The organism is Streptomyces sp. NPDC050211 (genome assembly GCF_040656035.1).
Classification (GTDB): domain Bacteria; phylum Actinomycetota; class Actinomycetes; order Streptomycetales; family Streptomycetaceae; genus Streptomyces.
Genome location: NZ_JBFALC010000033.1, coordinates 46,226 through 71,926 on the forward strand (window position 1 = coordinate 46,226; position 25,701 = coordinate 71,926).

General features: G+C 69.7%; 26 protein-coding genes and 3 pseudogenes. 21 read left to right on the forward strand and 8 right to left on the reverse strand.

Features of this window, described 5'->3' with window-relative positions; translation table 11 throughout:
* Positions 1-127 precede the first annotated feature (127 nt).
* Positions 128-1,375, forward strand: a complete 1,248-nt coding sequence (locus AB0I98_RS28670; RefSeq protein WP_362946908.1) for a sensor histidine kinase — start codon at positions 128-130, stop codon at positions 1,373-1,375.
* Positions 1,376-1,393: 18 nt separating this feature from the next.
* Complete coding sequence (locus tag AB0I98_RS28675) at positions 1,394-2,029, forward strand: response regulator transcription factor (protein WP_362946911.1); 636 nt, start codon at positions 1,394-1,396, stop codon at positions 2,027-2,029.
* A gap of 291 nt (positions 2,030-2,320) precedes the next feature.
* Here the strand turns inward: AB0I98_RS28675 and AB0I98_RS28680 are convergent, their stop codons facing one another.
* Positions 2,321-3,226, reverse strand: coding sequence for a DUF1295 domain-containing protein (locus tag AB0I98_RS28680; RefSeq protein ID WP_362946913.1), 906 nt, complete (start codon positions 3,224-3,226; stop codon positions 2,321-2,323).
* 103 nt (positions 3,227-3,329) lie between these two features.
* On the opposite strand from AB0I98_RS28680, the gene AB0I98_RS28685 reads away from it, so the two are divergent.
* Both AB0I98_RS28685 and AB0I98_RS28690 read left to right on the forward strand, forming a co-directional pair.
* Complete coding sequence (locus AB0I98_RS28685; protein WP_362946916.1) at positions 3,330-3,884, forward strand: QsdR family transcriptional regulator; 555 nt, start codon at positions 3,330-3,332, stop codon at positions 3,882-3,884.
* A gap of 216 nt (positions 3,885-4,100) precedes the next feature.
* Positions 4,101-4,307 (forward strand): hypothetical protein, encoded by a 207-nt coding sequence (locus tag AB0I98_RS28690; protein ID WP_362946924.1) that lies wholly within the window; start codon positions 4,101-4,103, stop codon positions 4,305-4,307.
* A 16-nt stretch (positions 4,308-4,323) separates the two neighbouring features.
* Here AB0I98_RS28690 and AB0I98_RS28695 read toward each other — a convergent pair whose 3' ends face one another.
* From AB0I98_RS28695 to AB0I98_RS28705, 3 genes are all read right to left on the reverse strand, one after another.
* The gene (locus AB0I98_RS28695; protein WP_362946927.1) at positions 4,324-5,721 is read right to left on the reverse strand and encodes a hypothetical protein; all 1,398 of its coding nucleotides are present in this window, start codon (positions 5,719-5,721) and stop codon (positions 4,324-4,326) included.
* Positions 5,718-6,995, reverse strand: coding sequence for a glycosyltransferase (locus tag AB0I98_RS28700; RefSeq protein WP_362946930.1), 1,278 nt, complete (start codon positions 6,993-6,995; stop codon positions 5,718-5,720). The genes AB0I98_RS28695 and AB0I98_RS28700 overlap by 4 nt, the downstream gene beginning before the upstream one ends.
* Before the next feature lie 460 nt (positions 6,996-7,455).
* Entirely contained in the window at positions 7,456-7,626 is a 171-nt protein-coding gene (locus AB0I98_RS28705; RefSeq protein ID WP_362946933.1) for a hypothetical protein, read from the reverse strand.
* On the opposite strand from AB0I98_RS28705, the gene AB0I98_RS28710 reads away from it, so the two are divergent.
* Both AB0I98_RS28710 and AB0I98_RS28715 read left to right on the forward strand, forming a co-directional pair.
* Positions 7,621-7,770, forward strand: a complete 150-nt coding sequence (locus AB0I98_RS28710; protein ID WP_362946936.1) for a hypothetical protein — start codon at positions 7,621-7,623, stop codon at positions 7,768-7,770. The genes AB0I98_RS28705 and AB0I98_RS28710 overlap by 6 nt on opposite strands.
* A 21-nt stretch (positions 7,771-7,791) precedes the next feature.
* Positions 7,792-7,994, forward strand: a pseudogene (locus AB0I98_RS28715) (PadR family transcriptional regulator); the annotation flags it as partial.
* Between the two features lie 151 nt (positions 7,995-8,145).
* Here AB0I98_RS28715 and AB0I98_RS28720 read toward each other — a convergent pair.
* A pseudogene (locus AB0I98_RS28720) lies at positions 8,146-8,361 on the reverse strand (helicase associated domain-containing protein); the annotation flags it as partial.
* A gap of 433 nt (positions 8,362-8,794) precedes the next feature.
* On the opposite strand from AB0I98_RS28720, the pseudogene AB0I98_RS28725 reads away from it, so the two are divergent.
* The 3 genes and pseudogenes from AB0I98_RS28725 to AB0I98_RS28735 form a co-directional block, all read left to right on the forward strand.
* Positions 8,795-9,045 (forward strand): annotated as a pseudogene (locus AB0I98_RS28725) (hypothetical protein); the annotation flags it as partial.
* Between the two features lie 65 nt (positions 9,046-9,110).
* Positions 9,111-10,766 carry a serine/threonine-protein kinase gene (locus tag AB0I98_RS28730; RefSeq protein WP_362947032.1) on the forward strand — a complete coding sequence of 552 codons (1,656 nt, stop codon included), beginning with the start codon at positions 9,111-9,113 and terminating at the stop codon, positions 10,764-10,766.
* A gap of 64 nt (positions 10,767-10,830) precedes the next feature.
* Complete coding sequence (locus AB0I98_RS28735; protein WP_362946938.1) at positions 10,831-11,259, forward strand: hypothetical protein; 429 nt, start codon at positions 10,831-10,833, stop codon at positions 11,257-11,259.
* A 679-nt stretch (positions 11,260-11,938) separates the two neighbouring features.
* On the opposite strand, the gene AB0I98_RS28740 is transcribed toward AB0I98_RS28735, so the two are convergent.
* The gene (locus AB0I98_RS28740; RefSeq protein ID WP_362946941.1) at positions 11,939-12,874 is read right to left on the reverse strand and encodes a LysR family transcriptional regulator; all 936 of its coding nucleotides are present in this window, start codon (positions 12,872-12,874) and stop codon (positions 11,939-11,941) included.
* 122 nt (positions 12,875-12,996) lie between these two features.
* Between AB0I98_RS28740 and AB0I98_RS28745 the strand changes: the two genes are divergently transcribed.
* The 10 genes from AB0I98_RS28745 (at position 12,997) to AB0I98_RS28790 (ending at position 22,255) form a co-directional block, all read left to right on the forward strand.
* The gene (locus AB0I98_RS28745; RefSeq protein ID WP_362947035.1) at positions 12,997-14,007 is read left to right on the forward strand and encodes a fumarylacetoacetate hydrolase family protein; all 1,011 of its coding nucleotides are present in this window, start codon (positions 12,997-12,999) and stop codon (positions 14,005-14,007) included.
* Entirely contained in the window at positions 14,004-14,975 is a 972-nt protein-coding gene (locus AB0I98_RS28750; protein ID WP_362946944.1) for a cyclase family protein, read from the forward strand. Before AB0I98_RS28745 ends, AB0I98_RS28750 begins: the two co-directional genes overlap by 4 nt.
* Before the next feature lie 114 nt (positions 14,976-15,089).
* Entirely contained in the window at positions 15,090-16,223 is a 1,134-nt protein-coding gene (locus AB0I98_RS28755) for an FAD-dependent oxidoreductase (RefSeq protein ID WP_362946946.1), read from the forward strand.
* The gene (locus AB0I98_RS28760; RefSeq protein WP_362946949.1) at positions 16,220-17,239 is read left to right on the forward strand and encodes an amidohydrolase family protein; all 1,020 of its coding nucleotides are present in this window, start codon (positions 16,220-16,222) and stop codon (positions 17,237-17,239) included. The genes AB0I98_RS28755 and AB0I98_RS28760 overlap by 4 nt, the downstream gene beginning before the upstream one ends.
* A 51-nt stretch (positions 17,240-17,290) precedes the next feature.
* Positions 17,291-18,229 carry a VOC family protein gene (locus tag AB0I98_RS28765; protein WP_362946951.1) on the forward strand — a complete coding sequence of 313 codons (939 nt, stop codon included), beginning with the start codon at positions 17,291-17,293 and terminating at the stop codon, positions 18,227-18,229.
* Positions 18,230-18,322: 93 nt separating this feature from the next.
* The gene (locus AB0I98_RS28770) at positions 18,323-19,288 is read left to right on the forward strand and encodes a fumarylacetoacetate hydrolase family protein (protein WP_362946953.1); all 966 of its coding nucleotides are present in this window, start codon (positions 18,323-18,325) and stop codon (positions 19,286-19,288) included.
* A complete protein-coding gene (locus AB0I98_RS28775; protein ID WP_362946956.1) occupies positions 19,285-19,509 on the forward strand; it encodes a hypothetical protein in 225 nt (74 codons plus the stop codon). The genes AB0I98_RS28770 and AB0I98_RS28775 overlap by 4 nt, the downstream gene beginning before the upstream one ends.
* A 32-nt stretch (positions 19,510-19,541) precedes the next feature.
* Positions 19,542-20,324 carry a CoA transferase subunit A gene (locus tag AB0I98_RS28780; RefSeq protein WP_362946958.1) on the forward strand — a complete coding sequence of 261 codons (783 nt, stop codon included), beginning with the start codon at positions 19,542-19,544 and terminating at the stop codon, positions 20,322-20,324.
* A complete protein-coding gene (locus AB0I98_RS28785; RefSeq protein ID WP_362946961.1) occupies positions 20,324-20,959 on the forward strand; it encodes a CoA transferase subunit B in 636 nt (211 codons plus the stop codon). The genes AB0I98_RS28780 and AB0I98_RS28785 overlap by 1 nt, the downstream gene beginning before the upstream one ends.
* A gap of 36 nt (positions 20,960-20,995) precedes the next feature.
* Positions 20,996-22,255 (forward strand): NAD(P)/FAD-dependent oxidoreductase, encoded by a 1,260-nt coding sequence (locus AB0I98_RS28790; RefSeq protein ID WP_362946964.1) that lies wholly within the window; start codon positions 20,996-20,998, stop codon positions 22,253-22,255.
* A gap of 139 nt (positions 22,256-22,394) precedes the next feature.
* Here AB0I98_RS28790 and AB0I98_RS28795 read toward each other — a convergent pair whose 3' ends face one another.
* Positions 22,395-22,523: a hypothetical protein gene (locus AB0I98_RS28795; RefSeq protein ID WP_362946967.1), complete on the reverse strand. Its 129-nt coding sequence runs from the start codon at positions 22,521-22,523 to the stop codon at positions 22,395-22,397.
* Positions 22,524-22,732: 209 nt separating this feature from the next.
* Between AB0I98_RS28795 and AB0I98_RS28800 the strand changes: the two genes are divergently transcribed.
* Positions 22,733-22,882, forward strand: a complete 150-nt coding sequence (locus AB0I98_RS28800) for a hypothetical protein (protein ID WP_362946969.1) — start codon at positions 22,733-22,735, stop codon at positions 22,880-22,882.
* A 156-nt stretch (positions 22,883-23,038) separates the two neighbouring features.
* On the opposite strand, the gene AB0I98_RS28805 is transcribed toward AB0I98_RS28800, so the two are convergent.
* Positions 23,039-24,046: a LacI family DNA-binding transcriptional regulator gene (locus AB0I98_RS28805; RefSeq protein WP_362946972.1), complete on the reverse strand. Its 1,008-nt coding sequence runs from the start codon at positions 24,044-24,046 to the stop codon at positions 23,039-23,041.
* Positions 24,047-24,395: 349 nt separating this feature from the next.
* Between AB0I98_RS28805 and AB0I98_RS28810 the strand changes: the two genes are divergently transcribed.
* Positions 24,396-25,430, forward strand: coding sequence for a LacI family DNA-binding transcriptional regulator (locus AB0I98_RS28810; RefSeq protein ID WP_362946974.1), 1,035 nt, complete (start codon positions 24,396-24,398; stop codon positions 25,428-25,430).
* Positions 25,431-25,701 lie beyond the last annotated feature (271 nt).

Here is a 25,701-nt window from a genome sequence, read left to right on the forward strand (position 1 = left end):
CGTCAACCGATCGACGTACGCACGGCCCCACCGGTGCGTGGACGTTCCTCGGCGCCGAGTCGGGCACCGTGGACGTGGCCGCCCGTAGACTGGCGGCCAGATCTCTGCGGGCGAAGGTGGACAGGGCGTGGCAGTACGCAGCACCGTCGACTTCGGGTACCGCTACCGCGTCGGATGGCACGTCCTCGTAGGCGCCGTCGCGATACCTCTTGCCATTGCCATAGCGGCCGACGTCACCGTGGCGCTCGGACAACGCCTGCTTGCCCTCGGTACGCTCGCTGTCATCGTCGCCTGCTATGCCCTGGTCGCTCCGCGAGCCATGGAGAACCGCGACGAGCGTTGGGGTGCGGCCTACTTCGCCGTCCTGGCGGTCGTGTTCCCGCTTCTGCTCGCCATCGCCCCGATCGGTGGCGCACTGCTGTTCGCGCTCTGCCCACAGTTGTTCGTGATGGTCGCGAGGTGGCGGGTACGTCTACCGCTGTTGTTGATCCTCTACGCCGAACTCGCCTGGGCCATGGTGGCGCGGGCCGGAGTCAGCCGCTACACGCTGGCGATGGTCGGCGTGACCGTTCTGGTACCCCTGACCGTGACGATCCTCGTGGGCGCCTATCTGACCGGCATCCGCGAGCAGAACCGCAAGCGGGCCGCGCTGATCGAGGAACTGACCCGGACGCGGGCTGCACTGGAACGCGCGGGCCACGAGGCAGGCGTCCATGCCGAACGTGAACGCCTGGCCGCCGAGATCCACGACACCCTGGCGCAGGGCTTCACCAGCATCCTCATGCTCGCCCAGGTCTCACGGACGACCCTGCTCCGTGATCCGACGGCCGCCGACGGCCAGCTCGACATCCTGGAGAAGACCGCCCGCGAGAACCTTGCGGAGGCACGCTCGCTGATCGCCGCATCGGCCCCGGTCGACCTGACCGGCCGCGGGCTCGCGGATGCGCTGGACCGGCTCGCTGCCCGGCATACTCGCGACACGGGTACGCGCGTCGAGGTCTCGATCGTCGGCGAGCGGTCCGGCACATCTACTGGCACCGACATCGCCCTGCTGCGCACCGCGCAGGAGGCCCTGGCCAACATCGGCAGGCACGCCGCCGCCACGACGGTGCGGATCGAGCTACGCCACGATTCCGGCCTCATGGCGCTGGTCGTGACCGATGACGGCCAGGGCTTCGACCCGGCCACCGTCCGGGGTGGATACGGCCTGCTCGGCATGCGCACCCGCGCCTCCAGCTTCGGCGGAACCTGCACGGTGCGATCGGCTCCCGGCCAGGGCACCACGGTGCGGGTCGAGCTGCCGCCGCCCCCAGCCGAGCAGGCGGCGCGTAGCCTGCAGCCTGTGCTTGATCTCAGCTCCACACCCGACAACTGAGCGGGCGGAACCGGCTCGATGACTGTCCACATCCTGATTGTCGATGACCATCCCGTCGTACGCTTCGGCCTCCGCGGCATGCTCGAGGCCTACGACGACCTGCGGGTCGTCGGCGAGGCCGGCTCCGGCGACGAGGCGATCGTCCTCGCCGCCGCGACGCGCCCGGACGTCGTCCTCATGGACCTGCGGATGCCGGGTACCGATGGCGCCACCGCGACGGCGCGCATCCGCCAGGAACACCCCGGCATTCGCGTGCTCGTGCTGACCACCTACGAAGGCGACGCCGACATCCTGCCGGCGATCGAGGCAGGCGCCACCGGTTACCTGCTCAAGGACACCCCGATCGGTACCCTGACCGACGCGATCCGGGCGGCGGCCCGCGGTGAAACCGTCCTCGCCCCGCCGGTGGCCGCCCGGCTGGTGACTCACCTTCAGGCGCCGGCCGGGGAGCAGCTGACCCCACGCGAGGTTCAGGTACTCGGCCTCGTCGCGCGAGGTCTGTCCAACAGCGAGATCGGTCGGCAGCTGTACATCGGCGAAGCGACGGTGAAGACGCACCTGCTGCGGACGTTCGTCAAGCTGGGTGTCAACGACCGCACCGCAGCCGTCACCGTCGCTCTGTCGCGCGGCGTCCTCACCTCACCACATCGGTGATCTTCGCGTGCGGGACTGTAAAACGAACGGCTCTGGCCTTGTAGTCGGTGGTGACACCGGGTAGTCACCCTTGGCCGGTGATCTTGTGATGAACGTCAACTCCCTTTCCAGCAGGGTGTTTTTCCAGGCCGTACTGGTCGGGCCGCGCCGGTGTCCCGTTCGATGGCCTGGAGGCGGTTGTTGAGCTGTTGGCCGCTGCCATTGATGGAGGCGAGCCGGCAGCGGTGCGGGAGGGCGGCGGCACCCGTGCCCGCCGCTCTGCCTCGTCACCGATAGGGCACTCGGAAGGGCTCACTGATGAGTGGTCCGTCGGGGCCCGGGAAAGAACCGGTTGGTGACGCGCTGATAGCGGATGTAGTCGGGGCGTCGTTGCCGGCTGAAATACTCGGCGGGAACGGCACCGGTGTAGTGCACGAGCATGTGGTACGTGGTCCACGAGATCCAGGCCAGGGCGAGGGCCGTGAGCAGGCCGAAGACGATGTGATGGTGTGGCCAGCGGTCGATCAGCACGGGCAGCGACAACAGGATGAGACTGCTCCACTGCATCCACTGACCGAAGTAGTTGGGGTGACGGCTGTAGCCCCACAGCCCGATGTCGCAGGTGCGGCGCACACCGTCTCGTCGGGTACGGTCGGCGAAACGGGCCTTCTGCAGGTCCGCCACCGATTCGAAGACCCAGAACACCGCCCACAGCGCGATCGCCGCGACACTCACGACATCGAGGCGGGCCGGGCGCACGGTGGCGAGCGCGGCCGGGACCGCGAGCACAGCGATGTTGGCACCGCACTGGACCATGATCTCGACCTGGAGCGACACCTTCTCGTTGCGGAACCCGTCCCGCTCCCAGCGGCGCCGCTGGTACTGGTACCGCGGCAACTCACCGGGCAACCGCTTGAACACCATGAACCGCAGCGCCCAGGCGCCCATACGCATGCCCATCAGCAGGTAGATCGCCGCAGTGGCGACAGCCACAGGCGAATCCAGGCCACCGAACACCAGGACCTGCACCCCGATCAGGGCCAGGCCCCACGGCCAGGCCACATCCACATAGGACATGAACCCGGTGCGGTGGGCCGGCAGACACGCACCCACGACGAAGACGGCCAGTTGCACCAGCAGGTTGCAGACCATGAACCCCGTGAGGTCGCTCTGAAGCGCAAGGGCCGCGAACATCGCGACATAAATCGCGAACGGCATTGTCCGCCTCACTGTGGCCACAGCCACTCCCTCCAAAAGTGAGACACCGATGTACATGTGTCTCGCCAGATAGGAGTGAGACACTAGGACGGTGATGTCTCAAATGCAAGAGGTTCCGCCTCCGCTGCCCCCGGACGAGCCCGTGCTGCGCGCTGCGGTCGCGATGTTCCTTCGGGACGGCTGGATCGACGCACGGGCGCTGGCTGCCGAGGCCGGCATCGGCCGCGCCACCCTGTATCGGCGTTACGGCGACCGCGACCGCCTGATCGGCGAGGCGATCTGGGCGATCGCCACAACCGAGTTCGCCCAGATCTACCCCCGGAGCCGCGGGCAAGGCGCCGACAAGGTCGCCGACCTCGTTCACGCCATGCTGACCACCAGCGCACAACTGCCGGCCATGCGTCGGTTCGTCGCCGACCACCCCGACACCGCACTACGGGTGATGACCTCGCGTGACGGCGTCATCCAGGGCCGCATAGTCGAGACCGTCAGCCGGCTCATCCAGTCCGAGATCGGCGAACCCGACGACATCGACGCCCCGACCCTCGCCTACGCCGTCGTCCGGGTCGCCGAGTCCTTCTATTACCGCGAGCTCCTCACCGGGCAGCCCACCGACATCAGCGCCGCCACCACCATCATCCGCAGACTCCTACGCTGACCGGCCGACCTGGCCTCGACCACGTGTGCGTGGTCGAGGCCGGGCCGGATACGGACGGACCGGAAGTGCCCGCCGTCTGTGGGCTCGGTGGCAGGTCCACGAAGCCATGGACCGTCCACTCCTCTCGTTGTCCGTGACCACAGGGGCTGTAAGACGTACGGCTGTGGCCCGTATCGGTGGTGATACCAGGTAGCCGTCCTTCACCATGATCTTGTGATGGATGTCAACTCCCTTGTCAGCACGGTGTTTTCCGGGCTGTCAGTGTTGGTCGTCGAGGAAGTGGTGGGCGGTGGTGACGCGGTGGTGGTCGTGGAGTGGGGCATGCGCCGGGCGCCGCACTTCTCGGGCCCGGACGCGAAGGCACCTTGGGAGTCGTCGGCGCCGCAGTGGACCTCGGGGGCCGCATGGCCCTACCGGTCCTGAGGCGCACCGCCGGCCGTCATGGACGCACGAGGACGGTCCATCCGGGGTTGTAGGTGTCCGGCACTGGGAAACGTGGCCAGTCGCGCGCCCAGTGCGGTGGGTTCCGCTCGCGAAGGACCAGCGCGCTGGGGTGCTCAGGGGTGTTCGTCTCCGTGACAGTGCAGCCCGCGGTGTGGGCGATGGGAATCGTCGAGGTGTTTCCCGCGAGGACACACGGCGGGTGCACCCCGTGTTCGCGCAGCACGGAGGCGATCCGGTTCCAGTCTCCGCGGGCCCGCTGTTGGATGCCCGCATGGGTGTGGACGAGGTCGGCCTGGATGCCCCAGTGCCCGAGGAGTGCCAGGGTGAGCACCGCGGCTGTCGGCAGCGAACGGCGGGTGCGGGCCCGGTGGACGACGGCGAGGATCCCGACAGCGGCAGGGAGCGCCAGCAGGGCGTAGGCAGGCAGCAGGAACCGCGGCGCCGCGTAGGGGACGAGGAAGAGATACGGCGCCGCAGTGGCCCCCGCCACCGCCACGGACAGCCACAGCGGCGCAGCGGACCGACGCGCCCGGCGTTCCGCCCACATCCCCAGGCCGACCAGCAGCGGCAGCAGCACCCACCACTCCGTCACGGACAGCCGTACGGTGTCGCCCGTACAGGGACGGCACAGCAGCGGGCCGTCCAGCGCGGTGAGATGGGCGCGCAGGGAGAAGACGGCCCGCAGACCGCCCTGGACCTGGTCGGCCTCCGCGAGCCGGCTGCGCACCCCGCCGAACCGCACCTCGGCCTCGACGACCCAGGGCAGCGCACCCGCCATGAGTCCGGCCGCCACGGCCGACAGACGCCCCCGGAGGCGGCCGTGGCCGCGCAGTGTGGGCATCAGTACGGCGGCCAGGAGCAGCGGCGCGGCGACGGCCACACCGTCGTTGGGCCGCATCAGGGTCACCACCGCCAAGCCTGCCGCGACACCCGCGTACCGGGGACGCGGCGCGAGGAAACAGCCCACCGCGGCGGTGGCACCCATCGCGGTGTAGTGGTTCGGCATCGCGGAACCGGCGTAGAACAGGGTGATCCACAGGCTGCCGTACAGTCCGGCCGCCACCCACACCGTCGCCGGGCGGTGCACGATGCGCAGCCAGGGCCGGAATCCCAGCCAGAGCGCACCGCCGGCCAGCAGGAGCAGCCACACCCTGAGCAACACCGTCGAGTCGCTCCAGGAGGCGATCGGAGCGAGCAACAGGGGGACCCCTCGGGTACGCGGGGCGCTGAACGGGGTCGCGGGACCGTACGGTCCGAAGCGGCTGGCGTACACGAGCTCGTCCCAGCCGAGCGGCAGTGTGAGAGGTACGAGGACGGCCGACACCAGACAGAATCCGCCAACCACGATCCACAGCATCCGCTGTGCCGAGGCCACGGTGCGATCCGTGTTCATGCGACCCGGCCCAGCGTGCGCCGCCCGCGGCGCACCCCTGCGCGGGCGAGGATGCCGGCCGTGGCGGCGAGCAGGGTGGCACGGTCGCGCCAGTCGGCCGGGCCGGGCGGTGGAGGACCGGACCACCCGGCCCGCTCCTGCACCAGTGTGCTGAACAGCCGCTCGTAGCGATCGGCGATGCCATCCTGGGCGAATCGTTTCGCCGCACTGGCCCGGGCGGCCCTGCCCATCTCCGCACGCCGTCCGTCGTCCCGCATCAGTGCCAACAGCGCGTCGGCCACCCCCCGGGTGCTGTCGCGCGGGACGAGACAGCCGTCCACACCGTGGCGGATGATCTCGCCGGGGCCGTGCGGGCAGTCGGTGCTCACCACGGGCAGGCCGCAGCGCATGGCCTCCACGATCGTCATCCCGAACGACTCGTGCGCGGAGGTCACCGCGGCGATGGAGCCCTTGACCCACTCGGCCTCGATGGGCGTGACCGAACCCATCAGGAAGACCCTGTCACCCAGCCCGTGGTGGGCTATCCGGTCGGCTATCCGGGCGCGCTCCGCGCCGTCCCCGTAGATGCACAGGGACCAGTCGGGGCAGACCGCACCGGCCAGGGCGAACGCGTCGACCAGCATCTCGTACCGCTTTACGCGGGCCAAGCGTCCCGCCGCGACGACCACCTTGGCCGCCGCGTCGGCCGGCGGCACCGAGGGTTCGGGGACGCTGTTGGGGATGGCCAGCACCCGGGTGCGCGGCAGCCGCATGCCGCGCCGGTGATCGCGCGCGTCCGCCTCGGTCATGGTGACCAGCGCGTCGAGACCGCCGTACCAGCGCTGGAGATCCGTCCGCAGTCGGTGCGGGTGGTTGTCGTGGGTGAGGTGCTCCTGGCCGACGCGTACGGCATGTCGTGGCCCGAACCGGGCCAGCAGCGCGTTGAGTCCGGCCCTGGTGCCCACGACGACGTCGGCGTCCGTCTCCCGCAGCCAGTCGATGACCCGCTGCTCGGCGAGCCGGTGGTACTGGTGCGAGCGGCTGTCCCCCTTAGGGAAGACCTCTCCGGCCCGCCGGGCGAGAGGGTCCGCCCCGTCCGCGGTTCCCTCGCGCCGGTCCACCAGGGCCCGCAGCGGCACCTCCGGCGACCGCCCCAGCCGTGGTTTCTCGCGGTGCCGGAAGACCGACACGAGTTCCACCTGATGTCGCCCGGCGAGCGTGTCGGCGAGTGTCATGGTCGTCCGTACGGTGCCGCCCATCGCGTAGGCGTTGTGCAGCAGGAAGGCGATGCGCACGTGCGGCGTCCTCCGGTTTCCTTGTGATGTGGCTGGTCAGAGCCGCTGTGTTCACCTTCGGCGAGGCAACTGCACCCGTGCCTTCCGGTACGTTCCTGGCCGCGCTCGCCTCCGTGCCCACCTTGCTGGCCAGAGCCGGCGGAGTCGGGTGCTGGACTACACGAGCCGCCGCACGGGCCTGAGGACAACAGATCGACTGACTTCTACTCTGTGCGCTCACCGGACATGACAGGCAGCTCGGGTGTACAGATGCATCATCTGACCCAGAGGTTCCTCAGCCGCGAGGGTCGCTCACCGTGACGATGAATCTGAAGCAATGATCATCCTCACGGAACGCTTCCCGCGGCAGATGGAGACGCGAGGCCTGCTCCCTCCGTGACCCTGGCACGCGCTCCACGTGATCCCTGAACAGACCAGCGGCGCGCGCCACCCCGCGCCGCTCACGGTCGTCTACCGGCGGTCATGCGGTCCGGAAGTCGTCCACCCGCTCGCCCTCCACCTGGGACGGCTCGGTCCTGGGGACGCCCGGGTGCTGCGCCACTGCCGCACACTCGGCCGGTTCATCGCGCTCGCCCTCGGCCTGGGAGGGCGTGTGCGAGTACAGCCAGCGGTCGTAATCCGGGTTGTGCATAAGGGCACACCCGGCCCCCCGTCCGAAGGGGCGGGCCACTCGTATCAGACGCGTATCGCCACCGCCGTCGTCCTGCTGGTGACCGTGCTCAGCCTGCCACCACTGCTCCGGCTGATGCGCCCGGACGGCCTGCGCACCGAGTGAGCCATACGCCCCGAAGACCCCATCAGTCACACACTCCTAGGCCTCCTGGAGTCCGGCCCCCACCACGGCTTCGACCTCAAGCGGGCCTTCGACGAAAGTTCGGTCACGACCGGCCACTGCACTACGGCCAGGTCTGCTCGGCCATGTCCCGGCTGCTGGAGAACGGCCTCGTCCAGGTCGACGGGATCGAGGCCGGTAGCGGTCCTGAGCGCAAGCGGTACGCCAAAAGCAACTGCCCCCATCCCTTGGACGCCCGCCTGGGCACCAGCTGACCCGCTCGCCCGCCGACAGCAAGAGACCCCGGAGGACTGCTCCTCCGGGGTCTCTCTGACGCTACGAGTGTCCGGCCGGTTCAAAGACCGGCCGCGGCTGGTATCAGGCCCCTTCCATGCCCAGCTCCCGCAGCTCGTCCCGCTGTTCCTGTGCAAGCCGGTCGCGCCTCGATTTGGTGTTCGAGAGCCACACCCCCAGCTTCACGACGACCGGCTCCCCCTCGCCATCGACCGCGATTTTCTCGGCGTGCCCGCGCGGTACGGGCCGGTGGACGCCTTCCCGTTCCACCCACTGTGCGAGGCCCGCCAGACCGCGCTCGGGCCGAAAGCCTCGTCCATGACCAGGATCCGGGACATGCCGCTGATCAGGACGGTCAGCGTGGCGGTGAGGAGGCCTCGCCGAGGGGCGACCCGCGGACACCGACGGCCTGTGGTCGGCGAGCAGCGATGAACTCGATCGCGAGCGCAGAGCCGTGCGGTTCACTGCTCAGTTCCCACAGCACGCACCGGCCGGAGCTCTTCCAGACGTCGCGGGTCCGCCTCCGCACCCACGCCTGAAAATGGCCCAGAACAGTTCGCCGATGATGCCGTGGTAGAAGACAAGCGCCGGATCGGCGTCCGCGCGGACGGTGACCTTGCGGATCGTGACCACGGCGTAGCCCTCCTCCGGCATCAGCTGCACAGCACGAGCGGAAAGGCATGGATCGTGCCCGTCACCTCACGTCGGACTGAAGGCCAAGTTCCCGGGCGGACTCGCCCCTGCCCACGTCCGCCGTGACTTCCGGCACATCTGCTGGAAGACCGCCCACCCGGCCCGAGCACCGAAACCTTCACGGCCCCGGCCCCTGGACGACCGCGAGGCTGCAGGAACACCGCTCCGACCCGATGCCACGACGCGCGCACACCCGGACAAATCGGGAGCTGTGCCAAGGTGTGCTCTCCCGCCGCCCACGTGGCCTCTCGCCCGGTGACGGGTTCTCGGACTGCCGGACGTTGTGGCTGAGAATGGTGTAGCGCAGGTGTGACAGGTGATGCTTGGTGCCGATGCTACGGATGCGGCGCTTGGCTGTGCTGGTCCGGGGACTGAACCTGATCGGCAGTGCAGATCTGAGAGGGCGGCAGGGCGTGGAGTTGCTGGACACGGCGGATCCGGAGGCTGTTGGTGGTTATCCACTGCTGGCGCGGCTCGGTGAGGGTGGAATGGGACGGGTGTATCTGTCCCGGACCGTGTCGGGGCGTCCGCTGGCGCTCAAGACGGTGCGTGCCGAGTTCGGACGGGAGCCGGGCTTCGAGGAGCGATTCGCGCGGGAAATCCGGAACAGCGACCGGGTGCGCTCGCCCTGGACGCCTGCGGTGGTGGACTACAGCCCGGCGGGGCAGCGCCCGCAGTGGCTCGCCACCGAGTACGTGGCAGCGCCGTCCCTGGCAGAGTGGGTGCGGCGATACGGCCGGCTGTCCGAGCAGTGCGTCCTAGCACTGGCGGCCGAGCTTTTCGGGGCGCTGGCAGCGGTACACGGGGCGGGGCTGGCCCACCGGGATGTCAAGCCGTCCAATGTGCTGTTGGGCCGCCGTAGTCCTCTGCTCATCGATTTCGGGATCGCGCGCGCGACGGAGGACTCGCGTCACACGAGGACCGGGGGTGTGATCGGTTCTCCCGGCTATCTGGCGCCGGAGCAGGTGAGTGCCGGGGAATCGGGTGCACCGGGTGACGTCTTCTCTCTGGCTGCGGTATTGGTGTACGCGGCGACGGGACGGGGCCCGTTTTCCAGCCCGAACGACGAGTTCTCGCCTGCGGTGCCGCTTTACCGCATCGTGCATCAGGAGCCGAACCTCGACGGCGTTCCGGCGGCCCTGGTCCCGCTCTTGCGGTCCTGTCTGGCCAAGGATCCCGAGCAGAGAGCCACGCCCGGCACCGTCAGCGTGCTGTTGGAACGCTTGGGCGGCCGGTGCGGTACCTGGCCGCAGTTGCTGCCCGAGGGGCTGGAGAGAGATCTCGCCGTGCGGGAGGAGGAGGCGCAAGCGTTGATCTCCGCAACAGTGCGACTGCCGTCTGTGGCGGCTGTGTCACGTGAGCCCGAAGACGGCCCGGCTTCCGCCGACGCAAAGACCGCCGTCCTGCCGCCTGTCGGCGCCGTGCGACGGTGGGTGTCCGGCCGTACCGGCCGGGCGGTCGCCGGGACCATGGCCGTGGCCTTGATGGCCGCGGCGGGCACGTTCCTCGTGCGGTATTCCTCCGACGATGACGCCTCCGACGGGACGTCTGCGCCGTCATCCACTGCCACCGATGACGCCTCCGACGGGACGCCTGAGCCGACATCCACCGCCACATCGCTTCCCGAGGCCTGGGCAGGTACATGGGTCGGCACAGGGCCGGGCAATCCCACTCCTGACGACTCCACTGGGCGCCCCACCGACCGGTTCACCGTCACTTTGACTCTCCACCCGGCAAAGCGAGATGAGCTGGTGGGCAAGCAGGTCAGCAGGGTGACCGAAGTGGGCCTCAAACGTGAGCTGGGATGCACCGATACCCTGCGACTGCAGGAGATACGCAAGGCGTCGATGGTCCTCAAGGCGGTCAGCAGCTACTCCACCGAAGAGGAGGCCGACGTCTCCTGCCCCAACGGCACTATCTACATCGTCACGATGACCGGCCGAGACACCCTGGGCCTGCGCGTCGAAGGTGACCAGTCCTCCGGGGCGCCGTCCACCCTCACCCGGCGCTGACGGCTGCGCCCGCCGACACGGCGGTGCCGAGCCCTTCCCATCCAGCGCCGGCTTCGCCGAGGTCATGACGCTCCGTTGCCTCCGCCCTCCGGTACGGACTTCCAGCTGCGACCTCGAACTGCACACCCAGCTGCGCTCCCCGCTCATAGTGATCACGCTCGGTGGGTTCCACAACGGCGCCAACGACCTCACCCATGCCGAGCACGTGCATCAGCTCACCAGCGTGAGCGACCGGATCGAACGGGTCGGCACCTGGATCTTCCCTCAGCGTTGGCGCCTGTTCCGCCGTAGCGGATGGAACCGGGTCCGTCGTGCCGGGAAGGTCACCCTGCATCGGCTCGACCCGGCCACTCACCTCGGGCCGCGCAGCTACATCAGCCCGGACCAGCTGCCCGAGGGCCCCAGCCATCTCGACCGCACCACGGGCACCGTGATCGCGCTCATCCGCGCCCGGCACCGCGCGACCGCCGTGACGGAAGACCCATTGCCATGAGGCCTCGACCAACGCGCGGCGCAGGAGCGCGCCCGCAGCGCCTCTGCGGGGAGAGGTCGATGCCTCCGGCGTCTTCCATCATCCGATTTCCGAACGTGATCGGGTGGTTCGGCGTGGGTGGGCATGAACTCCGCTTTGTAGCAGGCGAGATGGGCGTAGTTCGTCCGTTCGTCTCGCTTGTGGAGGTGGCTGGCTTCGGTGCCTTCCTGACCTACGCCCTCAACCAACGGGCCGTACGAAGAGAACGCCGGGCGAAGACCTTCGCCGAGGCCTTGATGGCGGTCGAGGAGTACCTGGAGATGCCGTACCGCATACGGCGCCGCCCACGGAGTCCTCATCCGCCATACGACAACAACTCACCGACGAGATCAGCAGTCTGCTGGCACGAATGGCCTTCCACCAGGCGTGGATTCAGATCGAAGGTCACGACCGTCGCGGGCCCGTACGCAACGCTCGTGGCCACGGCGCGAGCGGAAGCCGGCCCGCAGATGAGCCTGGGCCTTCCCCCGATACACGCAGCTCAGGCAGGCGATCGTCGCCGCCGGCCCGGGACCGGCCGGCGAACCTCTCCGGCCAGAGCAGCAGCAACTGCTCAAACCGGCTCCACGCGGCGGCCGCCCGTCCGGCGTCGGCTGCGGCCTGGCAGTGTCATCTGCCTGTGCAGGGCATAGCCCCACCCTCATTTCGGCGGACGGGAGCTCGCGGGCCGACCGGCCTCCATCATCTCGGCGACCCGGGCCGTCGTCTCCCGTAGCCACATGTGCGCCGCGTCGTGCATGTGGACCGGATGCCACCACAAGGCCTGCTGGAGCGGCACGGCGTCATAGGGCGGTTCCATGATGCGGACGGGTGCGAGTCCGCCCAGCTCGTCGGCGAGACGCCTCTGAAGGAGAGCTACCCGGCGGGTGCCCGCGACCAGGAGTGGCATCAGCTGGAAACTGTCGACGGAGACCGCCACGCGCGGCTCGATGCCGAGCATGGCAATCTGGCGGGCGGCGGGGGCGTCGTAGGCTCGTTGGTACGTCACCCATGGCAGTCGGGCCAGGTCGTCCAGGGTGAGCTGCTCGCCGACCTCGGGGTTGTCGTCGGCGACGAGGAAGACCCAGCTGTCCTGGTAGAGCTCGACCGTGGGGAAGCCGCGAATGATGCCGTGGGGCAGCAGTAGCCCGTCCACGGTGCTGAGCAGAGACCCGGTGCTGTCGATGAATTCGTTCGGTACCTGTTTGAACCTGAGCCGGATGCCTGGTGCCTCGGCTTGGATGGTGCGGGCGAGTTCGGTGCCGAATACGGCAACCGCGTAGTCCGAGGCGATCAGCGTGAACTCGTGTTCCTCGCGGGAGGGGTTGAATTCGGCCTGACTGGCGAAGACGCGCTCCAACAGGTCGCATGCGGTGGTGGTTCGGTCGAGGAGGGACTGTCCGAGGGCGGTCAGTTCGTACCCTCCGCCCACCCGGGCGAGCAGGTCGTCGTCGAAGTGGCGGCGCAGCCGGGCCAGGGCCGCGCTCATCGCGGGTTGACTGAGTCCGATGCGCTGGCCGGCCCTGGTGACGTTGCGCTCCTGCAGGAGGGCGCGCAGGGCAACGACGAGGTTGAGGTCCAGGCTGGCCAAGTTCACGAAGCATCCCAATTCCGGAGCCGGCACCATCGGTATTCACCGGCTGGATTCTCGTATACAGGAAATCGATTTCCCTGATTGCAATCTACGGGCCAGATTAGTGGGACCGCAATCGGGAGGACATCTCCGTGAAATCCGCAGCCGCGTCGGCACCATTCGCGCCCTTCTCGGGCCCTTTCGCCATCGGCACTCTCTCCGCCTCGGGCGGAGCCGCGTTCCCCGGCCTCGTGGCGCCGGACGGCCGGGTGCTCGACCTGCGCACGGCACTGGGTGAACCCGCGCTGACGACCCTTTCGCTCCTGGAGCGCTGGGACGAGACGTTGCCCCGCCTGCACGCTCTCGCGGCGGATCCGGCCGGCGCATGGCTGTCGCTCGATGACCTGCGGGTGCAGGCGCCCGTCGAGCCCCGGCAGATCTTCCAGTCGGGCGCCAACTACCGGCAGCACGTGATCGACCTGGCGGTCGCACACCGCGCCCCGGACGCCCCGGGCACCGTCGAAGAAGCCCGCGCCGAGGTCGCGGCGGTCATGGACAGGCGGGCCGCCGATGACCTCCCGTACGTCTTCATCGGCCTGCCGACCACGATCAGCGGCCCCTATGACGACGTGGTACTTCCCACCTGGGCCGAGAAGCCCGACTGGGAGCTGGAACTGGCCGCGGTGATCTCCCGCCCCGCCTACCAGGTCACCGTGGACGAGGCGCTGGAGTACGTCGCGGGCTACACCATCGCCAACGACCTCACCGACCGCGCGACCGTCTTCCGCCGGGACATGCCCCCGATCGGCACCGACTGGCTGCGCAGCAAGAACGCCCCCGGCTTCACCCCGCTCGGCCCGTGGATCGTCCCGGCCGACTCCATCGCCGACCCCTCCGACCTGCAGGTCACCCTGAAACTCAACGGCAAGACCATGCAGGACGAGTCCACCAAGGACATGATCTTCGGCGTCGCACGGTTGGTCTCGTACATCTCCCAGACCGCCCGGCTGCTCCCCGGCGACCTGGTCCTCACCGGCAGCCCGGCCGGCAACGGCATCCACTGGGGCCGGCTGCTGCGCGACGGCGACGTGATGGACGGCTCGGTCACCGGGCTCGGCGCCCAGCGCACCCGCTGTGTCGCGGAGAAAGAGCAATGAGCCCCGCCCGTATCGACCGTACGGATCCCGAGGCGGCGATCGCCGAGGCCGCGAAGGCGTACTCGAACTGGGGCCGCTGGGGCGAGGACGACGTGCTCGGCACGCTCAACTTCCTCGACGAGGCCAAGCGCCGCGAGGGCGCGGCCCTGATCCGCGACGGCGTCAGCTTCTCCTTGTCACAGAGCTTCGACATGGACGGCCCGCAGAAAGGCTGGCGGCGGCGTACGAACCCGGTGCACACGATGCTCGCCACCGGCACCGACGCCGCTCTGGGTGGCCAGGGCTTTCCGCACGGTTTCGGTGGCGCCGACGACGTGATCGCCATGCCCTTGCAGTGCTCCACCCAGTGGGACGGGCTCGGGCACATCTTCGATCACGGCAAGGCGTGGAACGGCCGCTCGGCGGAGAAGGTCGTCACCTCCGAAGGCGATCTGGTCACCGGTATCGAGCACATGGCTTCGCACGTCGCCGGGCGGGGCGTCCTCCTCGACGTGGGCCTGGTCATCGGCCAGGACGGCGAACTGCCCGACGGCTTCGCCATCACCGAGGAGCACCTGACCTCAACCGCCGCCTCGCACGGTGTGACCGTCGGTCGTGGCGACCTGGTCCTCGTGCGCACCGGGCGGCTGGCCCGCGCCCGTCACGAAGGCTGGGGCGACTACGCGGGCGGACCGGCGCCGGGGCTGAGCTTCAGTACGGCCGGCTGGCTGCACCGGAGCGAGATCGCCGGGATCGCCACCGACACCTGGGGCTTCGAGGTGCGGCCCAACGAGTTCGACCACGCCTTCCAGCCGCTGCACCAGGTCGCCATCCCCCACATCGGTCTGCTCATCGGTGAGATGTGGGACCTCGACGCCCTCGCCGCACATTGCGCCGCCGACGGCCGGTACGAGTTCTGGCTCACCGCCGCGCCACTGCCCATCACCGGGTCCGTCGGCTCACCGGTGAATCCCATCGCCGTCAAGTAACGCCCTGGGCTGCCGGGCGGGCCGCGCCCGGACGGCTACGCCACCCTCGACCGCCCGGCCCGCAACACCCCCCTTGCCGCTCGAACTCGCGCGGCACTATCTACGGGAGAACCCATGAAGGACCCCCGCACCGTCCTCGTCATAGGCGGCGGCGCGTCCGGCAACGCCGTGACCGTGCTGCTGCAGCGGGCGGGCATCGCTGTGGAACTGATCGAGGCCAAGCACGACTGGAACGTGCTCGGCTCCGGCATCACCCTCCAGGGCAACGCGCTGCGCGTGCTGCGCGAAGTCGGCGTGTGGGACAAGGTCCGGGAGAGCGGCAGCGCCGTCGACGCCATCGGCATGGCCGCGCCCGACGGGACCGTGTTCCACGTCCAGCAGGACTTCCGCACCGGTGGGGAAGACCTGCCCTCGATCTTCGGCATGCAGCGGCCCCGGCTCCAGGAGATTCTGTGTGAGGCCGTCCTCGAGAGCGGCGCGACGGTACGCCTCGGCACCACCGCCGAGGAACTGGTCCAGGACGCGTCCGGCGTCACCGCCCGGTTCAGCGACGGCACCGAGGGCCGCTACGACCTCGTCATCGCCGCCGACGGCGTCAGCTCCCGTACGCGCGCGATGATCGGCATCAGCGACAAGCCCGAACCGACCGGCATGGCCATCTGGCGCGTCCCCGCGCCCCGCCCCGAGAGCGTGGAGCGCATGACCCTGGCCTACGGCGGACCGTGCTACATCGCCGGCTACTGCCCCACCAGCAAGAACACCATCTACGCCTACCTCGTCGAGGCCAACCGCGACCGCGCCTGCATCGACCCGGCCGCGTACGCGGACGAGATGCGGCGGCTGGCCGCGCCCTACGGGGGTGCGTGGCCGGAGATCGCCGCGAGCATCACCGACCCCGCCAAGGTCAACTACACCTGGTTCGACCGGCTGCTCGTCGAGGGCTCCTGGCACCGCGGCCGGGTCGTCCTGATCGGTGACGCGGCCCACGTCTGTCCCCCCACGCTCGCCCAGGGCGCGGCCATGTCGCTGGAGGACGCCTTGGTACTGGCCGAGATGCTGAGCGAGGAGCAGGACTGGAGTTCCCTCGACGCCCTGCTGACCGGCTTCTACGAACGCCGGATCGACCGCGTCCGCATGGTGGTCGAAGCATCCGTGCAACTCGGTCAGTGGCAGCTGGACGGCGCCCGTGACGCCGACGCACCCGGTCTGATGAGCCGCACGATGTCCGCCCTGCAGGAGACCCCGTGAACCCCGTGAGTCCCCGGAACGGCGCACCCACGATCGACGTCCACGCGCACGTCCTGCTCCCTCAGGTCGAGGACGCCGTCGCCGGACACCCCGGGCTGGCCGCGGCCCGCGATCTCGACGCCCGCCGCAACGGCCCCGAAGCCAACGCCGTCAGCGGCCCGATGTTCCGCGACCGCTTCCCGAAACTGACCGACGTCAAGGCCCGGCTCGCCGCGATGGACGCCTCCGGGATCGACGTCCAGCTGGTCTCGCCCTCTCCCTCGCACTACCACTACTGGGCCGACGAGGACCTGGCCCGTACGGTGTGCGAGCTGGCCAACGAGGGCACCGCCGCGCACGTCGCCCAGGCCCCGCAGCGGCTGCACGGCCTCGGCCTCGTCCCGCTCCAGCACCCGGACCTCGCCGTCGAAGCCCTCGAACACGCCCTCGGCCTGGGCCTGCGCGGTGTCGAGATCTCCAGCCACGCACCGGGACTCGAACTGTCGGACCCCGCGTACGAGCCGTTCTGGACACGGGCCGAGGAAACCGGCGCGATCCTCTTCCTGCACCCCTTCGGCTGCACGCTCGACGAACGCCTCAACCGGTGGTACCTGTCCAACACCGTCGGCCAGCCGACCGAGAACGCCGTCGCCCTGTCCCATCTGATCTTCTCCGGAGTCCTGGACCGGCACCCGGGGTTGCGCATCGTCGCCGCCCACGGCGGCGGCTATCTGCCCACCCACATCGGCCGCTCCGACCACGCCTGGCTCGCCCGCACCGACACCCGCGGCTGCGCGCACCCGCCCAGCAGCTACCTCAAGCAGCTGTACTTCGACTCCCTCGTCCACGACCCGGACGTGCTGCGCGAGCTGATCCGGGTGGCCGGCCCCGACCGGGTGCTGCTCGGCTCGGACTTCCCCTTCGACATGGGCACCGAGGACCCGCTCGGCGCGCTGCGCGACGTCACGGACCTGCCCGCCCCCCACTTCCACGCCGTACGCGGCGGCAACGCGGCAGCGCTGCTCCGCCTTGTCTGAAGCGTCCGAACCGTCTGAACCGTCCGAACCGCACAGAGGAGAACCCCCACCATGAGCACACGTCTGCTCACCCACCTGCGGCACGTCGACCTGGCCGTGCCGGACTACGACAAGCAGCTCGACTTCTACGCCGGCGTCTGGGGCCTGACCAAGGTCGCCGAAGACTCCGGCATCTCCTTCCTGGCCGCCGAGGGCTCCCCCGAGCAGTACATCGTCCGGCTGCGCAAGGCCGAGGAGAAGCGCCTCGACCTCATCTCCTACGGCGCGGCGAACCCCGCCGACGTGGACACGCTCGCCGAGCAACTCCTCGCAGGGGGAGTGCAGTTGATCTCCCAGCCGGGCCAGGTCGACACCCCCGGCGGCGGCTACGGCTTCCGCTTCTTCGACATCGACGGCCGCACCATCGAGGTCTCGGCCGACGTCGAGGCGCGCCGGCACCGTCGTATCGAGGAGAAGGAGTCCATCCCGGTCCGTCTCTCGCACGTCGTCCTGAACTCCCCCGACCTCAACGCCACCCGCACCTGGTACGAGCAGCACCTCGACTTCCGGCTGTCCGACACGATGGCCTTGCCGCACATGGGCGAGGTCATGCACTTCATGCGGATCAGCAACCAGCACCACTCCATGGCCATCGCCAGGGGTCCGCACACCTCCCTGCAGCACCTCTCCTTCGAGATGCGCGGCATCGACGAGTACATGCGCGGCTCCGGCCGCGTGATGCGCTCCGGCGCCCGCAAGATCTGGGGCCCGGGGCGGCACATGGCGGGCGACAACACCTTCACGTACTTCCTCGACCCGCACGGCAACACCGTGGAGTACACCACCGAGCTCGAAAAGCTGGACGAGGACACCTGGCACCCGCACGTCTACGACCTGACGAAGCCCGAGAACGCCGACCAGTGGGGCACGTCCAACCCGATGAACGAGATGGTCGCCAAGGAAATGCTCAACGACGTCGACCGCGGCGTCTTCGTCGCTCCGCCGGTCTGACCCCTTGACGCCGGGGGCTCGGCGCACTCCCCCGCCCTGCCAGGCCGCCGCGCCCCCGGCCTGTGTCAACCCACCCAGCTCCCTAGGAATGCCATGCGCTTCGCTACGTACGAACAGCACGGTCGCAGCCGTCTCGCCACCGTCGAGGACGACGGCACCCTCTACCCCTGCCCCGGCACGGGGACGCTTCTCGACCTGATCCAGGCCGGTCCCGAGGCACTGCGCGAGGCGGGCAACGCAAGCCTGGACGTGCCGCGCGGCCCGCACGTCTCCCAGGTGCGATTGCTGCCGCCGCTCCAACCGCCGTCCGTACGCGACTTCATCACGTTCGAGGAGCACGTCGAGGGCGTACGGCGAAACATCGACGGAGTCCCGGGCGCCCCGGACGCCTGGTACGACGCGCCCACCTTCTACTTCACCAACCCCTACGCCGTCATCGGCGCTCACGACGACGTCCCCGTGCCGCCCGGCAGCCAGGTGCTGGACTTCGAACTCGAAGTCGCCGCGGTCATCGGCCGCGAAGGCCGGGACCTCACCCCCGAGCAGGCCCGCGACCACATCATCGGCTACACCCTCTACAACGACTGGTCCGCACGCGACCTCCAGTCCCGCGAGATGCAGGTCAGCCTCGGCCCCTGCAAGGGCAAGGACACCGCCACCACCCTCGGCCCCCACCTCGTCACCGCGGACGAGCTGGAGCCCTACCGCGACAGCGACGGATTCCTGCGCCTGGCGCTGACCGCCGAGATCAACGGCGAGGTCGTCGGCAAGGACCTGCTGTCCAACATGAGCTGGACCTTCGAGGAGATGACCGCATACGCCTCCCGCGGCACCTGGGTACGCCCCGGCGACGTACTCGGCTCCGGCACCTGCGGCAACGGCGGCTGCCTCGCCGAACTCTGGGGCGTACGCGGCCGCCAGGACCCGCCGCCGCTCAAGCCCGGCGACACCGTCACCCTCACCGTCGAGGGCATCGGCACCGTCTCCAACACCGTGGTACCCGGTGCCGAACCGGTGGCCGTCCCTCGCGCCCGTAGACGCTCCCGAACGCGCCCGTGAACCGCGCGGCGGAGAGCAGGCCGCCCGACAGGGGCGTCGTCACCGGGACCGCGCGCGGCAGGGCACGGTCGAGGCGCCGCCACATCTCACTCCGCCGGGCCGGCCTCCCTGACGAGGTGCTCAACGCCGTCGTCCTCCTCGCCACCGACGAGACCTCGTACATCACCGGCGCCGGTCTCGTCCGCGACTGGTCGACGGTGCTGCCCGGCTCCCCCGTTTGACCCGACCGGCCTCCGGCCGAAAGGACCCGCACGTGAACAAGGTCAGCGCGAGCGCCGCCGAGGCGGTCGCCGACATCTGCGACGGGGCCTCGCTCGCCGTTGGTGGCTTCGGTCTGTCCGGCATACCGGCCGCCCTCATCGACGCCCTGCACGCCCAGGGCGCCACCGGTCTGAAGGTCGTCTCCAACAACTGCGGCGTAGACGGCCAGGGACTCGGCCTCCTGCTGGCCGCCGGCCGTATCAGCCGTGTGACCGGCAGTTACGTCGGCGAGAACAAGGAGTTCGCCCGCCAGTACCTCAGCGGCGAGCTGGAGGTCGAACTCGTACCGCAGGGCACCCTGGCCGAGCGGCTACGGGCCGGCGGGGCCGGCATCCCGGCCTTCTACACACCGGCAGGCGTGGGCACCCAGGTCGCTGACGGCGGCCTGCCCTGGCGTTACGCGGCGGACGGCGGCATCGCCCTCGCTTCCCCCGCCAAGGAGAAGCGCTCCTTCGGCGGCCGCGCGCATGTCCTCGAACACGGCATCACCACCGACTACGCCCTCGTCCGCGCCTGGCGCGGCGACACGCACGGCAACCTGGTCTTCAACAAGGCCGCCGCCAACTTCAACCCGCTGGCCGCCATGGCCGGCCGCATCACGATCGCCGAGGTCGAGGAACTCGTAGAACCCGGCGAGCTGCCCCCGGGCGCGATCCATCTGCCCGGCGTCTTCGTCCAGCGGGTCCTCGCCCTCACGCCCGCGCAAGCCGCCGACAAACCGATCGAACGGCGTACGATCTCCGCGCCCCAGGCACGAGAGACGGTGCACAGCTGATGCCCTGGACCCGCGACCAGATGGCCGCCCGCGCCGCCGCCGAACTCACCGACGGCTCCTACGTCAACCTCGGCATCGGCCTGCCCACCCTCATACCCGGACACCTCCCGCCGGGCGTCCATGTCGTCCTCCACTCCGAGAACGGGATCCTCGGCACCGGGCCCTACCCCACTGAAGGCGACGTCGACCCCGACCTCATCAACGCCGGCAAGGAAACCGTCACGGTGCTCCCGGGAGCGGCCTTCTTCGACTCCGCCCTGTCCTTCGGAATGATCCGCGGCGGCCACATCGACACCGCCGTGCTCGGTGCCATGCAGGTCTCCGCGACCGGCGACCTCGCCAACTGGATGATCCCCGGAAAGATGATCAAAGGCATGGGTGGTGCCATGGACCTCGTCCACGGCGCCCGCCGCGTCATCGTCCTCATGGATCACACCGCCAAGGACGGCAGTCCCAAGATCCTTGACGAGTGCACTCTGCCCCTCACGGGCCAGGCATGCGTCCACCGCGTCATCACCGACCTGGGCGTCATCGACATCACCGACGACGGCCTGCTCCTCGTCGAAACCGCCCCCGGCGTCACCCACCACGACATCACCGCCGCCACCGCCGCGAAACTGCACACCGCGGCTTGAGGCAGGTCAACGACGACCAAGGTTGAGGAACCCACCATGAAGAAACTTCCCGCCCAGCGCGGCCGCGTCGCCGTGATCGGTGCCGGACCCGGTGGCATGGCCGCCGCACTCTCCGTCCACCAGGCCGGCCACGACGTCGTGCTGTTCGAGCGCTACCCGCACGCCAGACCCGCCGGCAACATCCTCAACCTGTGGCCGCCCCCCATCAAGGCACTCGGGCTGCTCGGCGTGAACACCGAGGACCTGGGTGCGCCCTGTACGTCCGAGTTCCGCAACGCCCGCGGGCGCCGCCGGGTCCGCGCGGCCCTTCCGGAGCAGGTTGTCCGCGACTACGGCGGCGGCTTCATCGGCCTGCTGCGCCCCGAGCTGTACGAGCGGCTCCTCGACGCGCTGCCCAAGGGAGTCCTGCGGGTCAACCACACGGTGGAGCGCGTCGAGCAGGACGAGAGCGGTGTGCGACTGCGCCTCGCGGACGGACGGGTCCACGAGGCGGACCTCGTGATCGGCGCGGACGGCATCGATTCCCTGGTCCGCCGCACTCTGTGGGGCGACAGCCCCAAGCGCGAGCACAACCTGCACATCTTCGGCGGCTACACCTTCGACGACAGCGTCGAGACCGAGCCCGGGATGTGCGTCCTCTCCCACACCCGCACCGTGCAGGGCAGTTGGACCGCCATCCGCGACAAGGGACGTGACGGCCACCAGTGGTGGGTACTCGAAGCGTTCGACGCAGACCGGGAATTCACCGGGGACCTGCACTCGACCGCGACCGGCCTCGGTCAGGCCTTCGCCCGTCCGCTCCCCCAGCTGATCGCCGCGACCGACCCCGCGCACGTTCAGCGCTGGGTGATCCGCGACCGCAAGCCGCTGAAGCAGTGGTCCAAGGGCCGCGCCACCCTCGTCGGCGACGCCGCTCATCCCACCTCCCCGTACGCTGGGTACGGCGCCGGTATGGCCACCGAGGACGGCTACTTCATCGGCCGCCGCCTCGCAGGGGTGGACCTGGGCGACTACGCCGCTGTCCGCCAGGCACTCGACGCCTTCGAGGCCCCCCGCAAGCCGCACACCGCCCGGCAGTCCCAGCACGCCTACACCCTCGGGCAGGTCTTCCATCACGCGCCGCGCGCTCTGCAACCGATCCGGGACGCGATCCTGGACCGCACCCCACTGATGCAGAAGGTGGTCGGTGACTCCACCCCCATATCGATCCTCACTCAGCTCGGTGAGATCGACCGGGCCGAAGCCCGCTTCACCGCACTCCTCCGCCTCGGCGAGGCACACGACACCGCTTCCTGAACCACGTGGCTGGGGCCGCGCCCGCGCCCGGCGGGGCTGGCCCCAGAACAGCAGGCCGCCAGACGCACGCCCCGGCACAGAACGCCAAGCGTTCAACGGGCAGTCGAGAACAACCTCTCCTACGCTCCGCGACCGTCGGTCAACGCATCGCTGGGATCCGCTCGGAGATGGCCGAGCGCGGACTGGGGTTCGCCGCCGACAACTCGGCCACCAGCCGGGTCACGGGTACGCCGAGCACCACGGCGATCGAGAACAGTGTGTCCACCATGGGATTGCCCGGCCCTGCTCCAGACCGACCACAAGGCGTACTCGTCCGTCGACAACTTCGCCCTGGAAAGCGGTGGCACGAAAGCCGACCTGTCAGCGGCAATAATCACCACGTTGGACCTGCCCGACCACACGGCGCTGCGCTCGTCTCAGGCGCTGGTTGACCTTCGGCTACGCCCTCCACACCTGCCTCGGCGCACCGCTGGCCCGGTGGAGTCCCGCGTCGTCCTGGAACAGTTGCTTGAGCGCTTCCCCGAACTGCGCTTCCCCGAACTGCGACTCGCTCGCGGCTACCGCCGTGAGCCCGCTCCGGGCCCGGTCATGGTCCGCCGCCCGGCTCGGCTCGACAATTTGCTCTGATCTGAGCAGAGCTTCTCCCGAGGACGGCACCGTGCTCATCGGCTACGGCGCGCTCGGCAGGCCGGAAGAACCTCGCCCGCCACGAGGGCGTCGGGCGGGCCGCGGAGCAGCTCGGGGCCGGACAGCCGACGCTCACCACGCGATCAGCCGGCACCGTCATCGAGGGGGTGTGCTTGCCCGCACAACGACGTTCGTGGCGACCGGTACGATCCGCGGGGCGTCATCGTCGGAGAGCGCGAGCTCCATCGCACGGAGCCCGACCTGCTGCAGAGGAACGTTCACGGACGTCAGCTCCGGGACGACGTCCACCGCCGGGCCGATGTCGTCGAAGCCGGCGACGGCGATGTCCCGGCCAGGGACAAGCCCGGCGTCGCGGAATGCGGTCATCACACCGATCGCCATGACGTCGCTCACCGCGAAGACGAGTTCCGTGCCGTCCAGTCCCCGCCGGACGAGCTCCCTGGCCGCCGCACACCCCCCTCGGCGACTGAACTCGGCTTCGACCACCAGCCGCTCGTCGACGCCGATGCCGAACTCGCGCACGCCCTCCACGAAACCGCTGCACCGGTCACGGGACGTCCTGAGGCCGGTCCCCGCCCGGACCACCGCGAACCGCCGGTAGCCGAGCCCTACCGACGCGCGGGCAAGCTGCCGCGCTCCACCGTAGTTGTCGATGCTGACGGTGTGGAACGGCAGGTCGTGCTGGCTGATCAGGACTACGCTGCCGCCCGCTTCCCGGTAGGCGTGGAGTTCCTCGACGAGTGCGTCGCGGGCATCGGTGCCGTCGACGCGGCTGCCGGTCATGACGATGACGCGGGGGCGCATGCCGCGCAGCGTCCCGACGATCTGGAGTTCCCGCTCCGGGGAGCGGTCCGCGACCGCCATGGTCACGATGAGTCCGGCGGCCTCGGCTGCCTGCGTCACACCTGCCGCGATGGAGGAGAAGTACGGGTCGTCGACACCGCTGACGACCAGCGCGGCGATGTTCGTCGAACCCCGCGCGATCGCCTGGGCGGACAGGTGCGGCGCGTAGTCCAGTTCCGCGGCCGCGGTGAGCACACGGTCGACGTTCTCCTGCCGGACGTTGCGGACGCTGCCGTTGAGCACCCGCGACGCCGTCGCCTGTGAGACGCCCGCTGTCCGCGCCACATCATGCAGGGTCACCTGGCGCCCCTCGGATACGGCCTCCCCGCGACGCCGTACAGGCGCTGCCGCTCCCTCTTCCATGCCGCACATTGTGCACCGAGCCGCCCAGCGCCTGGAAGTCGCGGAATCACTACCGAGGGTCACTCCGTAGGCCAGTGCGCTTACTGCGCCGCACATGCCTTGCGGAATCCAACCGGGCCGACGCGACCACCTTCCAGCCGGGCGGCGACCGTATTCCGAGTCGGTCCGGGCGACCGTATCCCGAGTCGGTCACCGGCACTTTCGTCCACACCTCCCCGGCCTGGCAGGGATATCCTCGGGTAGCGTCGACGGCGGCTCGTTTTCGTGGTGCGGGAGGGACGGCGCGATGCCCCATTCAGCCAGGCCGACCGTCACCCTGCGTGACGTGGCGGCGGCCGCCGGTGTGTCGGTTTCGACCGCGTCGCGAGTGCTGGGCGGCAGTGACCGGACGGTCGCGGAGGAATACCGGCAGCGGGTCGTCTCCGCCGCGGCCGCGTTGCGCTACACCGCGGACGCCTCGGCCCGGGCGATGCGGCGCGCGAACGACTCGATCGCGGTCGTCGGCGACGATCTCACGACCCCGTCGATGGGAATGGTCGCCGCGGCGATGGAACGGCGGGCGCGTGACGCCGGGGCGTTCGTGACCGTCTCGTCGACCCACGGCACCGCCGAGCGGCAGCTCGAAACCGTCCGGCTGCAGCGTGCTCTGCGGCCGCGTGCCCTCATTCTGACCTCGAGCCGCCTCGACACGAACGCCCTCGACGGGCGCCTGCTCGACGAGTTGCTCGGCTACGAACGCGAGGGCGGCCGGGTAGTGATCGTCGGCGACACCGACATGCCGTTCGACTCCATCAGCTTCGACAATCACGGCCCTGCGAAGGAATTGGCCGGCTACGTCGCCGGGGCGGGGCACCAACACGTGACGATCCTCGCCGGCGCGCGCGGGCAGGGGAACGTCTCGGCCCGTACCGCGGGCTTCATAACCGGTCTCCGTGACGGCGGCGTCGAGGAGCGGCACATCCGGATCTCGCACTGCACGGTGAGCCGCCAAGGAGGGTTCGACGCGGCGCGGCGGCTGGTCGCCGAGGGGCTGGAGCCGCCCCACGCGGTCATCGCCGCCAACGACACCATCGCCATCGGTGCGATGTCCGCCTTCCGGGCTGCCGGGGTGGCGGTGCCGGACGAGGTCTCGGTGACCGGTTTCGACGACATCGAGCTCGCGATCGACGTGACACCGCGGCTGACGACCGTGTCGTTGCCGCTGGCGCAGGCAGGTGCCGAGGCGGTCCGCCTCGCGCTCGCGGATCGTGCGGGAGCAGAGCATTTGATGATGCACGGGCAGGTCGTGGTGCGCGACAGCACGGCGATCCGCGTCGCCTGAAGCGCCCTCGAGCCCGACCGCGCCGCCGGGGCACTCCGGCCAACACACCCAGGGCCCTCGGGCCACCGGAACGTCGCACGCCAAAGATGCATTTCTTGCGTGTTACCGACGTCTTGACGCCTTCGATCACAGACGGGCACACTGCGCGCCAATGCGGAATACGATTTCCCGCCGAAGCGGGGCACCTATCACCGGGGGCGCCCCACCTCTGCAATCCCGCGCGAGGCACCCGGACCGAGTCCCCGGTGCAAGCCTCACAACCCCCACACCC